The sequence below is a fragment of the Bradyrhizobium sp. AUGA SZCCT0222 genome (genome assembly GCF_018130205.1).
Taxonomy (GTDB): domain Bacteria; phylum Pseudomonadota; class Alphaproteobacteria; order Rhizobiales; family Xanthobacteraceae; genus Bradyrhizobium.
In genome coordinates this window covers 1-11678 of the sequence record NZ_JAFCLX010000021.1, presented here as the reverse complement: position 1 = coordinate 11678, position 11678 = coordinate 1, and the positions used below count along the sequence as shown (strand labels likewise).

General features: G+C 58.6%; 11 protein-coding genes. 6 read left to right on the top strand and 5 right to left on the bottom strand.

What is annotated here, in order from left to right; genetic code table 11:
• The first annotated feature begins 46 nt into the window (after window positions 1–46).
• Together JQ629_RS19435 and mauJ are read left to right on the top strand one after the other, a co-directional pair.
• Window positions 47–811 (top strand): ImmA/IrrE family metallo-endopeptidase, encoded by a 765-nt coding sequence (locus JQ629_RS19435; protein WP_212414024.1) that lies wholly within the window; start codon window positions 47–49, stop codon window positions 809–811.
• A 113-nt stretch (window positions 812–924) separates the two neighbouring features.
• Complete coding sequence (gene mauJ / locus JQ629_RS19430) at window positions 925–1944, top strand: methylamine utilization protein MauJ (RefSeq protein WP_212414023.1); 1020 nt, start codon at window positions 925–927, stop codon at window positions 1942–1944.
• 146 nt (window positions 1945–2090) lie between these two features.
• Here mauJ and JQ629_RS19425 read toward each other — a convergent pair whose 3' ends face one another.
• Window positions 2091–2237, bottom strand: a complete 147-nt coding sequence (locus JQ629_RS19425) for a hypothetical protein (protein ID WP_212414022.1) — start codon at window positions 2235–2237, stop codon at window positions 2091–2093.
• 1081 nt (window positions 2238–3318) lie between these two features.
• Between JQ629_RS19425 and JQ629_RS19420 the strand changes: the two genes are divergently transcribed.
• Complete coding sequence (locus JQ629_RS19420) at window positions 3319–3522, top strand: hypothetical protein (protein ID WP_212414021.1); 204 nt, start codon at window positions 3319–3321, stop codon at window positions 3520–3522.
• Between the two features lie 563 nt (window positions 3523–4085).
• Here the strand turns inward: JQ629_RS19420 and JQ629_RS37555 are convergent.
• Window positions 4086–4217, bottom strand: a complete 132-nt coding sequence (locus tag JQ629_RS37555) for a hypothetical protein (RefSeq protein ID WP_283815944.1) — start codon at window positions 4215–4217, stop codon at window positions 4086–4088.
• Window positions 4218–4934: 717 nt separating this feature from the next.
• Complete coding sequence (locus JQ629_RS19415; protein WP_212414020.1) at window positions 4935–5123, bottom strand: hypothetical protein; 189 nt, start codon at window positions 5121–5123, stop codon at window positions 4935–4937.
• 355 nt (window positions 5124–5478) lie between these two features.
• On the opposite strand from JQ629_RS19415, the gene JQ629_RS19410 reads away from it, so the two are divergent.
• Window positions 5479–5883, top strand: coding sequence for a hypothetical protein (locus tag JQ629_RS19410; RefSeq protein WP_212414019.1), 405 nt, complete (start codon window positions 5479–5481; stop codon window positions 5881–5883).
• 1240 nt (window positions 5884–7123) lie between these two features.
• Here the strand turns inward: JQ629_RS19410 and JQ629_RS19405 are convergent.
• Together JQ629_RS19405 and JQ629_RS19400 are read right to left on the bottom strand one after the other, a co-directional pair.
• A complete protein-coding gene (locus tag JQ629_RS19405; RefSeq protein ID WP_212414018.1) occupies window positions 7124–7615 on the bottom strand; it encodes a hypothetical protein in 492 nt (163 codons plus the stop codon).
• Window positions 7616–7805: 190 nt separating this feature from the next.
• Window positions 7806–10073: a TonB-dependent siderophore receptor gene (locus tag JQ629_RS19400; protein ID WP_249135155.1), complete on the bottom strand. Its 2268-nt coding sequence runs from the start codon at window positions 10071–10073 to the stop codon at window positions 7806–7808.
• A 636-nt stretch (window positions 10074–10709) separates the two neighbouring features.
• Between JQ629_RS19400 and JQ629_RS19395 the strand changes: the two genes are divergently transcribed.
• Together JQ629_RS19395 and JQ629_RS19390 are read left to right on the top strand one after the other, a co-directional pair.
• A complete protein-coding gene (locus JQ629_RS19395; RefSeq protein ID WP_212414016.1) occupies window positions 10710–10898 on the top strand; it encodes a hypothetical protein in 189 nt (62 codons plus the stop codon).
• 134 nt (window positions 10899–11032) lie between these two features.
• On the top strand, window positions 11033–11512 hold the full coding sequence (locus JQ629_RS19390; RefSeq protein ID WP_249135154.1) for a hypothetical protein: 480 nt from the start codon (window positions 11033–11035) through the stop codon (window positions 11510–11512).
• Window positions 11513–11678: the final 166 nt, after the last annotated feature.

Here is an 11678-nt window from a genome sequence, read left to right as displayed (position 1 = left end):
TTTCTTTTGCAGGGGGTGATTTGAGGGCTTTGATGCGAGGTCGAACATGTCTGACGACTATAGGGACGCACCGCGACAAAACTCTGAAGTTCGCGATCTAGCAAAGCGGTTGCGTTCATACTTCGGAGTAGCCGATGCAGAACGCATTGACGTTCTCGAGTGCGCAGCCCGTGACGCGATCTGGACTGTCAAGGGCATAAAGCCGCTGCGCTTTGATATTGTCTCAGACAGCCAAATGCCGGACGATGCTGGACTGACTAGCTACGACGGCAAAACCATCATAATCCAAATCGCGCGCCGTATCCGTCACAACGCCTTCATGGGCGACGGATTCGCTCGTAACACCGTAGCTCACGAACTTGGGCATGCAGTAATGCATTTCGAAAAACTGTCGAAGGGAGCGGTGATGGCCCGGCGCTCAGCCGGGAATCGAACGCACAAGTGGATTCCCGCTTATGAATCGGCAGAGCATCACGCCAAAGTTTTCGCACCGGCCTACTTAATCAACGAGACTGTCGCCCGTTCGATTACATCGATCGATGAGATCTCGGTACGATTCGGTATTAGCTATTCGTCTGCGGAAATATATTTTGAGCAGCTTCAGGCTGAGAAGGAGCGGCCCGCCGCCGCCGCGCGATTCCGCCGGATGGTCGATGATTTAATCGCACCAAAGCAGACACCTCCCAAATTCCTCAACGATTGCTGCTCCGTTTGCACTAACCAGACCGTTCTGCCAATCGGACACAAATTCATGTGCATGACTTGCGACACCGTCTACGACCGCTTCCAAGACGGAGACCAAGCGCAATAGCCGTTGCACTTGAGAGACTTGGCAGCGAACGAGAAGCTGCGAGAAATAACTCTCAGTCGCTCCGCTTCCGTCACGGAAGTGCTCCCCCTTGGTCCACCTTCGGCGGTACCGCAATGAAAAAATGGCTTGCTGACTATCGCATCGAATCAAAGCTGACATTTCTGCCCGACACGCCGCCCATTAAAATTCAAATCGGCGAATCCGAGATAACAATCAGCAACTCTTCACAAGACGACCCACCGAACGAGTCGCTTGCAGCGCAAATCTTGGTCCTCGCCGATGATATTAGTTCGGCAGAAGCGCTAGCGCTCACGAAGATGCGGGAGTTTTTGCATCTATTGAGCTTCACGACGGCTTTTGGCTTCCGGATTTCGCGAAAGCGATTCATTATGGATTGGAGCCCTGGGGTAGTAGTAAGGGAACAGTACGCATACGGGCATGACGACGAAGTCGAGCGATGGCCGGATTTGAAAGAGGAGTACTTTTCGACAGTCCAGGAGATCGAGCGCTCACCACACGTTAATAGCTTGCGCACTGCACTTCGCTGGTATGCTTCAGCCACCCACGCCGCTGTACCGGAAGATCAATTTCAGTATTTCTGGTTCGTATTGGAGCTCTTGGCGGAAATCACAAAAGAAAAGCAACTGGTAGCGGACAAGTGTCAAGCTTGTCACAGCGACCTTTACTGTCCGAAATGTGAGTCCGTTTCACAGCACAGACCGTTTGCAAAGCAAGCAATAGAGGCCCTTCTCACTCGTCTCAACGTTGCGCCCGAACGGCAGCGCGATCTATTTCGAATTCGAAACGGCATCATGCATGGGGATACCAGAGAAAAAATCGAGGCCGACCTTCAGCGCCAAACCCCTGAGTTTGAGATTGCGCTAGCAGTAGATTTTATCGGTCAAACCGCCTTTCTGGCTATTTTTAATTCATTCGGCGTAAAGCAGAGCCAGATGGCGAACATCGTCTTCGGCAGCCCCGATAGCTACGTTTCAAGAAGAATTACCATGAAGGCGCACATGATGGTCGGCATGCACGGTGATCCTGAAAAGCCACTCTTGGAAAATGTTGTTCTTCCTAAGATAACTGCAATTAAAATCGACGCTGAAGGAAATCCGCTAGTTGCGGAGTAGCTCGTAGGGCGGATTGGAGCGAAGCGTAATCCGCCGTTTCGGATTCTCAAAGGCGGCGGATTACGCCTTGCTAACTAATCCGCCCTACCGCGCTCAAGGATTATCGACAATGAAAGCGCCGCCGGCGTGAACCGGCGGCTTTGAGATCAAAGGCTATAGCTCGCCACAAAGACCTCTTTCATCTTCACTACGAGGAAGTCCTTCTGCCCTTCGCCGGCTTTGCGTCCTCCGGTGACGTTATCCAGTGCTTCGTCGGAGATTTTGTCGCTCGCTTGAACCTGCTCGGTCTTCATTGTCCCGCTCCGTGTTGTGTGGCGCTGTGCGCCGTTGAACTGGAGCGAGTATGCCGCGCGGCGATCAGGCTTACCGTGACGTGCGTCACAAAGGAAAAAGCCCCGCCGGTTAAGGCCGGGCTAAAGCAGCTCCTGGCCTGTAAATCCGCCGCCTTGCTCCGAAAGCAGCGGATTATGTTTCGCTAAGCGGCCCTACGTAGCAGGGCAAAAAAATCCGACGATCGTCAGTGCCAGTGCAATCCACCAGAACACGCGAAACCACTTCCTCGCCCAAAAGTGCGCAAAAGCGTAGGGACACTCTGCCGCGCCTGCCATCAGAAAAATCACGATTTCCTCTCCCCAGCGCTATGTGCAGTTGCAATGGCAGGACTATTCCGGAAGGGTCATCGATACGCCGTGATGCACGTCACGCGGTGACGTGGGGCGGATTGGAGCGCCGCGCAATCCGCCGCCTTGCTTCAGCTCGTAGCTCGGATTGGTGCGCAGCGTAATCCGCCGCAGTGCTCCGAAAACCGCGAATTAGGCCGCACAATCAAAGACGTGGATCAGTGAGACCGCAGTTCGTGACTAGACCGAAAACTCGTCGGTGTTGCGCCTGGGTGACAGCCCTTCTTCCCCACCTTCGATAGCCTGTTATCCATCACAGTGCGTGAGGTGTGCCATGGCCGAGCGTGTTATTTCCGAATTGTCGAACTATTCGTATGAGGCAATTTTGGCAGTGTGTGGCGTGGGTTCGTTGGTGTCGCTCGTTGTCGCAGCGACGGCCTGAAGAGGCCACCAACTGAAGCGGCCTGACGCTCGCGGCGAAGCTTCGCTCATTCGTGCACCGGTCTTACACTCGCGAGGCCCGTAGCTCGTTCAGCCAAAGCGGCGGATTACGCCTTCCGCCTTCGCTCTGCGAGCTACGGCGGACAAGTCGGCTAATCCGCCCCACCGCGCTTTCCTCATGACTTTGCCTGACGCGGCGTGATGCCGGCGATTTCTACAGGCGGTGATCCCGGTCACAGTGGCGGCGAGAGCGTTGCGTCAGTGTGGTCGCACCAGCGACGGATGGCCCGCGCTGGCCTATATGGAGAAGATCATGAGCAACACGATGCGTACCGAGCGCCGCGAAGTTCGTGAAAGTGGCGAACAGACGGACGACAATCTCGCGATTGTGGTTGGTGGTCGTCCCGGCGCCTCGGATCTAAAATCAGCTAGGGAGGATTTCAAAAAAGGAGACCTTGCTGGCGCTTGGGCTCATTTGAAGGACTATTTTGCCCGCGCAGGCGGGAGCCCTATCTAAGGACCGGGAAACCGGAACATCTCTACCTGGCGATAGCCTTCAGAAGCCGCAGCCGCGGCTTCCGGAGGTGCGCTGCGCCGACGAGCCACATCATGCCGCACTATCGCTTTTTCGGCACGTCGACCAATGACGCCAGCGCCGCACGGCCCTTTTCCGTGACCACCATCTGGTAGCGTGGGTCCTCTGTGGCATTCGCTGGGTCGGCAATCAGGTTTAAGCGGAGCAACGCCCACAGGGCCTGGCTGCTGCATGGTCCGGTGAGCGTGTAAGCGCTGCCTGTGCGGGTCCGATAAACCTCGTCCCGCGCCGTGGCTTGCAGGGCTGCAAATTGGGTAGCTGTCAGCCCGCGTTCCTTCAAACCCCGCGCCCTTTGTGACCGAGGTCCTAGACGACCAGCACGTAGATGCAGCCAGCCGACACGGCGGCGAGCCAGGCGAACAACAAGCGGAACAGAACAATGTGCCGGTCCATCCACTCTTCTAGCGCGGCGGGACGCTTCGTTCATGTGCAGATTGTGCCATTCGCGGTTTGTTAGCGTGTTTCGTGGATCAGCGCCGAGCCGGCTACGGATACGCCGCTACGTGGCAGGTCGTGCAATAGAAGTCGGGACCTTTGTTGGTAAAAACCAACTCGAAGCCATCCGGAATGACCTCGGCAATCGGCAAATGTCCCTCTTCCTGGGACAGCGTTGCCATGCCAGTGTTGCCGCACTTTGGACAACGAAGCTTTTCGTACCAGTCATTGGTCATCGAACTGCGGCATGAAACATTCCCCCTGCAAGGCCATGCTCGTCGGCTGTGAATATATACGAGGACTTCAAGCTCGTAGAGCGGATTGGAGCGAAGCGTAATCCGCCGTTTCGGATTCAGCCAAAGCGGCGGATTACGCCTTCCGATGCCCGCGGCTCAACTATTTTGTGTGCCGATGAATGTATCGATCCGTCGTTTCCTGCAGGCTCGACTGGTATGTCTTTCCTCCAACTGTAAAAATGAACCCGCCGGCCACGTTGTCGAGATCTGCATCCGTCAACACGCGGGTCTCCGGGTGCTTGGCATTCGAATTTGCTCGCTCCATTTTACTCTCCTGTTTGCGGCCCGCTGCATGATCGCTTCGAGGCTGATCAGGACAATGACGGACCAGCCCCGCTCGCGCTGTTCCCTGCGGAACAAGCTGGGTGACCAGTTCGTAGCGGATTGGAGCTCGCAGGGAGGATTGGAGCGCAGCGTTTCAGTTGTCGTCCCGGCGAAGGCCGGGACCCATACGCCGTGGCCAATGTTGTTGGAAAGAAAGATAACGATCAGCGCGTAAAACAATTACGGCCGGTGGCTATGGATCCCGGCCTTCGCCGGGACGACATCGGAGCTCGTAGCTTTTAGGGCGGATTACGCTTCGCTCCAATCCGCCCTACCCGGCTAGGCGACCATGGTCCGGCCGCCGCCGAAGTTGATATTCGCCCATGGCGAATAAAACTGCTTGACCCAATTCAGGTACTGGATCTCGCCTTCGATCGCCCGCCGGCCGCCGCTCACCTGGTCCAGGTCGGCAACCGACAATTCGACCGTGTCCTGCAGGCTGCCGAGTTCATCGTTCCGCGTCTTCATGTTCTGCTCCGTTGGATAGGAAAGAAGGATTATCCTTCGATTCATCCGGTCAGGGTGAGGCCGCAGCGATGTAATTTCCGTGATTTGAATCACGTGAATGGTCCGTGGTCCTTTGGGTCATTGCGAGCGAAGCGAAGCAATCCATGTTTGCGCCAAGCCGTGCCATGGATTGCTTCGTCGCTGCGCTCCTCGCAATGACGGCGTGGGGACAGAGGGTTCTTCGAGATGAATCCACGAACTGTGCGGGGCATCACACCGGGAATCGCGGGTTCAAGGCAGATTGCGGCCAGTAGAAACAATCTCGAACATGGGCTTGCCACCACCAATGTCAGAACCTCCCAGGAAATCGATTGCCATGCGCGTTGCGAAGGTTCTCCTTGGCAACGATGAGCCCGCGTTCATTGCCGCCGCGGCTGGCGCATCAATTGCCTGGGGCATTCTCATGGCTTGCCAGGCCAGCTATCTCGGCCTCCGTCCGGCCCCGTCGCCTTGGCAGATGATCGGGAGCGGGATCGCGGTCGGCATGTTTCTGATGCCGTTCTTCTTCATGGGGATTTCCCGGGCAATCGGGTTCATGTCACATTGGGCGGCCCTCGTCCTCCTGAGCGCCGCATTCTATTTCCCCCTTGTTCTAACGCACATGAGAGCATTCCAGCTCCCCTCCTTCGCATTCATGGCCGTAAGCGTCGCCTATGCAGCTGCGGCCATCCTAGTGGTCAGACGGATCGTGAAATGGCATCGCCGCGCGTCCGTGCAATGACCACCGCTCCGTAGCCGAAGGCTTCATCGGTTGGTCGGATTGCAGCAAGCGCACCCGTAGAGCTAAGCGTTTGAATCGGGTTCGCTGCCGCACGATCATTGCCATGATCAGGTGGCCCGACGCGCGACGCTGCGTCCCCGCCACACGCCGGGCCAGTCAAACCATAGCGGGGTTGAGGGGCGCCGGTTTGACCGAATCGTTGATAGCCGAACTTCGTGGCAGAAACCGGCCGGCGCCGAGTTGTTCGCGTGATGGCTGACGGCTGGCGACGCGAACGCGATGAACCGGTAGATTCACCAGCGAGCGTAGCCCGGATGAGCAAAGCGATATCCGGGGCGGTGCAGAAGTGGTCCCGGATGTCGCGGAGCCTGTCATCGGGCGCGCATTCGCGCGACCCGTTGGCTCATCCGGGCTACGCTTGCTCGCTCCGCGTCATTGCGAGCGCAGCGAAGCAATCCATATTTGTCCCAAGCCGTGCCATGGATTCGCGGAGCCTGTCATCGGGCGCGCGTTCGCGCGACCCGTTGGCTCGCAATGACGACATGGAGACAGTGGTGCGACAAATTAACCCGACGGGCAAAATTCCGCTTTCCTCGTCGGGCAAATCATCTCTACGAATTTGCGCATCCCGTCCCACTCAGAGGGGCGTCGGCCGTCGTCATGACGAGGGGCGGGTCGCGGTGGACGTAACAGTTGCGATTGACGGTCGCGGCTGAAGCGTACGGCGAAAGCGTGTGGTCCTGGCGCCCGTAACGGCGTTAAGTCCCGCGGGAGCTAACGCTTCCGGGGGGCGACGGTGGCAATAGAGGCCGTCTCACCGGGGAGAGCGCGTTATAAGCCGTAAAGCCATTGCGCAGGGAAGGCTGGGTGTTCCCCGCTGCCCTGTATGCTCGTGTGCAGCCTACTTAGCACAATTCGCACACGAGACCGCGGGTGCAGCGCGCACCCGGCCTTCCCTGCGCCCTCTGATTGAGAGGGCGGAGAACTTCTAGACAAAGCTCGGGCGCATCGCGTCGCGAGAATGCGAAACTGTTTCCGCGTCATTGCGAGGAGCGCTTGCGACGAAGCAATCCATTCTTACTTCCGTTGTGGCGCGATGGATTGCTTCGCTCACGCTCGCAATGACGTGGAGAGAGCTCGTGCCCTCGCCTTCAGCCTTCCTTCTTCGCCTTCGCCCGCAGCGAGCGTAGCCCGGATGAGCAAAGCGATATCCGGGGCGGTGCAGAAGTGGTCCCGACCCCTACTTCTTGTTCTCCTCGCAGAACTTCAGCGCCGCCAGCGCCTCGCCCATCCGGGGGATCTTGATTTCGACGCTGTTGTCCTCGTCGTCCTCGAAATCGATCGTCAGCAGTTTTGCCTTGCCGAGCGTGTCCAGGATCGATTGCTGGAATTCGAAAGTGCCGCGGACGGCGGTCTTGTCGACCACCTCCCATTTCGCCTTCTTCATGATGTCCTTGTCGTCGGTGCCGACATCGGCCCGCAGGATCTTGCCGATCTTTTCCCACTCCCAGCCGTCGTAGATCACGGCCACCACGATCGCCACCTTGGAGTAGCTCAGCACGATCACGTATTCGCTGTTGTCATCGTCCTTGTCGGTATAGGCACGGGCCGCATTGCAATGATCGTCCCCGCTGCGCTTCTCGACCTCCCAGTCGCCGACCTTGGTTTGCGCCAGCGCCGGCGCGGTCAAAAAACTCCCGAGCAACAAAACCGCCAAAAGTATTCGCTTCATATCAGCCTCCCGCCTGTCTCGGGCCAAACTGATCACCTCCGGCAAGGAGTCGCAAGGCTCAACGAGTTGGCCTGTAGCCCGGATGAGCAAAGCGAAATCCGGGACAGTGTGGTCCCGGATAGCGCGAAGACTCTCATCGCGCGCACGTTCGCAAGGCTCGAAGATTCGGCAGGACCGGCAGGAGTCGCGACTACCAGCGATAGCCGAGCGTTGCGATGACGGTCAGTGGCGCGCCGCGATAGCAGTAACCGACCTGGCAAGTCGTATAACGAAGATCGAACAGATTCTTGACGTTGACCTGGAATTGCATGCCCTGCAACTGCTTCACGGCCTGCCCGAAATCATATTTCAGCGCCGCATCGAACAGGGTGACGCTGCTGTTCTTGAACGTGTTCTGGTCATCACCATAATTCGACGACAGGTAGCGCATGCCCCCTCCAACGCTGAGTCCGGAAAACTGGCCGAAGGTCGGGACGACGTAGTTCCCCCACAGCGTAAATGTATGCGGCGGATTTCCGGACGGCACCTTTCCGATCACCGTGTTGTCGGCAGCCTGCAGCGTCTTCATGTCGAGATAGGTGTAGGACGACGTGATGTCGAAGCCGCCGCCGAGATTGCCGAGTGCCTGCAACTCCAGACCACGGCTCTGAATCTCGCCGCGCTGAACCGTCACTCCCGCTCCCGTGTAAACCAGTCCACCATCCTGCGTCAGATCGAACACGGCGGCCGAGATGAAACTCTTGTAGCCGGCCGGCTGATACTTGACGCCGACCTCGGTCTGTTTGCCCGTGGTCGGCTTAAAAAAACTACCCTCCGGGCTGACGCCCAGATTGGGGAAGAAGGACGTCGAGTAGGCAACATAGGGAGCGACGCCCGAATCGAAGACGTAAGTCAGTCCGGCGCGACCGCTATAGGCCTGATCGGACTGCGTCTGCCTGGTGACCGCGATCAGATCCTGTCCGCTGGAGCTGACCCGGTCGTTACGCCCGCTGAGGGTCAGAATCCAGCGGTCAAGCTTGGCCTGATCCTGGATATAGGCGCCAAACTGGTTCTGCTGCTGTGCGGTCGACGACGCAATGTCCGGATCGGAAATCGATTCCGGCAGGTAGGAAGGAGCCAGCAGATTGAGATCGGACACACCGAAGCCAAAACCCTGCTTGTCCTTGAAGCTGGACCAGGTGTAGTCGACGCCCATCAGCGTGGTGTGTTGCACGGGTCCGGTCAGGAACTTCGCCTCGACCTGGTTGTCAACGATCGCCGACTGAAGCTGATCGTGAACGTAACCCTTATAGCGCGAGGCAATTTGCGTCACAGGATCCACACCCAGGATTCCGACGTAGCGCGTGACGGAATCCAGATCGGTGTAGCGGAACTTCTGCCTGACGGTGACCGCGTTGTTGAGCGCGTGCTCGAAGAGATAGCCGATGCGGCCCTGCTCCTGATTCAGCGAGTTGTAGGACGGGCTGCCGGTAAAGATATTCGTGGTGGTGCCGGCCGCCGACGAATAGGTGAACATCGAGCCGGGAGTCTGGGATTTCTGATACCCTCCCAGAATGGTCAGCGAGGTCGACGCGTCGGGCCGCCAGGTGAAGGCCGGGGCGATGGACGTTCGATTATCCTTCCCCCCGGGCACGAACAGATCCGCGTCACGAACCACGCCGGTCAGGCGGTAGAGAAACTGCCCGCTGGGATCGAGTGGACCGGACAGATCGAAATTGCCTTGATAACGGCTGCGGTCGCCGACGATGCCCTGGATTTCGTGGTAGGGCTGACTGGTCGGCAGCTTGCTCGTGATGTCGATCAACCCTCCCGGCGAGCCGAGGCCGTACACCGCAGAACTTGGCCCACGCACCACCGTGATGCTGTCGGCAAGGTAAGGCTCGTTTTTGTAGACACCAAGACCCGCACCAACCAGCCGCAACCCATCGAGATAAGTGCCGTTATAGGTGATGTCGAAACCGCGGATCGCAATCGCGTCGAAGCGAGGATCGAAGCCGGACGCATCGGTGCGCACACCCGGCTGATAACTGACGGCTTCCGTCAGCGACTGCACGGCGCGATCGTCGAGTTCCTTGCGTGTCACGACGGAGATCGACTGCGGCGTCTCTATCAGTGGCGTATTCGTCTTGGTGCCGGAAGCGCTGCTGTTCGCAACATACCCCACCGGCGCACTGTTCGCCCGCCCTCCCTGCCCCTGCCTGCTTTGCGCCTGAACCGCGGCCGCATTGCCGCGCCTGGTCGCCGCGGCAGCCGCACGGGACGATCGCGTGCGTTGCGTGGTCGGGACCGGGCTCCGCGGCTTCGGAGAATTCGGCGCATCGACCGTCACTGGAGGCAGCGCGACGCCGCTCTGCGCAGCGCTCGTCTGGGCCTGTGCGCCGAGAATGTCGATGCCGACTGATCCGAGGACGACCGAACCAAACAAGGTCGCGTGGACGACAGAAGTTGTTCTCAGCAAGCGATGCATACCCCAAAACGAAACAGTCCCCACCGATGATCCCCGCAAGATTTTGAGCATGAAGCCGCTTGTACGCGCAGAGCCCGGCTGCAACGCGCACGCGTCGATTGATGCGGGCTTCTATCGAAGGGGTGACGAAAACTCCACACGCGCAAAATAGAATCGCTTCAAACACGAACCGCGCGCAATGTGGAATGAATCAAAACACGCGCAGAACAATTCAAACCGACTCTATCGGCCACGACAGCAACGCGGAAACATTCTGAAACAAACAACGGCGCACTGCAGACCGCACGAAAGAAGTGCGGCAAGATCGCGCACGAACTTAATTCGCGAACTGGACTCGGTCGCTGGCGGCATGGATACGACGGCCAAGGTTTTCGCTGCGGCGTGCCTGTTGAACACGTCCTTCATGCTCGGAGCCATGGCTGTCATGAAACAGTGAAACGCACTTGGGCCTCGTAGACGAGCAAGCAGCGAAGGCTCGGGGCCGAAGCCCCGCGTCTACTGGCGCCGCGCTGTGATGTGGTCACACAGCAGCACCGCTGTGCGATCTGGTAAACCACCCAGTCCGTGATAACATCCTTCCACAGTCGAAGCGGATAGTCGCTTCGTCTCGGCAGAGGAGAAGCGCAGATGAAAAAGTCTGATACGAACTCCCAGAAGTCCGCCGGCAAGAAGATCGAAGCGCCGGTTCAGCTCAAGCCCGAGCAACTCGAAGCCGTCGCAGGCGGCATGGCAGCACGCATCGATCCCAAGGGCACCGGCACGACCACGACAGGCGCCGTTGGGCCGAAGACGTCCACCATCAAGCTGAAGAGTTAGTTGATTTCAACACGGGATGGCGTTTGGCGCGAGGCGCCGGACGCCGTCTCGAAGGCTTTTCAGATAAGCATTTGCGAGACTGAGCGTTCAAGGCAGAGCCGCGGATTGCGCTTCCCGCTGCATCCCAACTGCGGATGAGGCGATCGATCGGCACCAGCCGCGAACCGGAGGGTCGTTTGATGTCCCGAGGATCCAGCCAAGAGATCGACTGCCCGAGTGCCCAGGCAACCGCTGATGGCGCGCGCGTCTTTGGCGTCATGACAGGCACGCCTGACGAACACAGGGTTGGCTATCTGACCGAGACCCTGCCGGTTTCCGAGAAGCTGCTGGCGCTGGCAGGACCGGCCAAGCCCACGCAACTTTTCAGAATTGCGGCGCCGTGCGCCGGCGCCAGCGGCGGCTGCAAGCACTTCAAAGGCAACGCGTGCAGCCTAGCCGAACGCATCGTTGCGGGCACCCCGGTGGTGGTCAACGCGCTTCCTGCGTGCCAGATCAGATCCACCTGCCGCTGGTTTCGTCAGGAAGGCAAAGCGGCCTGCTTCCGCTGTCCGCAGGTCATGACGGATAAATCCAATGCCTCCGACTATGAGCGGCAGATCGCCGACGCCGACTGATCCGCGCTGAGGCGAAGACGTAGACCGCCCAACAGCGCTGCGTCGCTTCGCGCGCAAGTCAAATTTCGTGCACCAGCTGCGGCAAATCGGCCCGTCGAGGCTGGGCAAGAAACTCGGCTTTTTCGCGAGTTGATGTACGATTCTGATCATGACGAATCGCCCATTC

Bases quoted from the DNA above. Each gene is read 5' to 3' on its own strand.
- JQ629_RS19435 (WP_212414024.1), top strand. From the start codon at position 47: ATGTCTGACGACTATAGGGACGCACCGCGACAAAACTCTGAAGTTCGC.
- mauJ (WP_212414023.1), top strand. From the start codon at position 925: ATGAAAAAATGGCTTGCTGACTATCGCATCGAATCAAAGCTGACATTT.
- JQ629_RS19425 (WP_212414022.1), bottom strand. From the start codon at position 2,237: ATGAAGACCGAGCAGGTTCAAGCGAGCGACAAAATCTCCGACGAAGCA.
- JQ629_RS19420 (WP_212414021.1), top strand. From the start codon at position 3,319: ATGAGCAACACGATGCGTACCGAGCGCCGCGAAGTTCGTGAAAGTGGC.
- JQ629_RS37555 (WP_283815944.1), bottom strand. From the start codon at position 4,217: ATGGCAACGCTGTCCCAGGAAGAGGGACATTTGCCGATTGCCGAGGTC.
- JQ629_RS19415 (WP_212414020.1), bottom strand. From the start codon at position 5,123: ATGAAGACGCGGAACGATGAACTCGGCAGCCTGCAGGACACGGTCGAA.
- JQ629_RS19410 (WP_212414019.1), top strand. From the start codon at position 5,479: ATGCGCGTTGCGAAGGTTCTCCTTGGCAACGATGAGCCCGCGTTCATT.
- JQ629_RS19405 (WP_212414018.1), bottom strand. From the start codon at position 7,615: ATGAAGCGAATACTTTTGGCGGTTTTGTTGCTCGGGAGTTTTTTGACC.
- JQ629_RS19395 (WP_212414016.1), top strand. From the start codon at position 10,710: ATGAAAAAGTCTGATACGAACTCCCAGAAGTCCGCCGGCAAGAAGATC.
- JQ629_RS19390 (WP_249135154.1), top strand. From the start codon at position 11,033: ATGAGGCGATCGATCGGCACCAGCCGCGAACCGGAGGGTCGTTTGATG.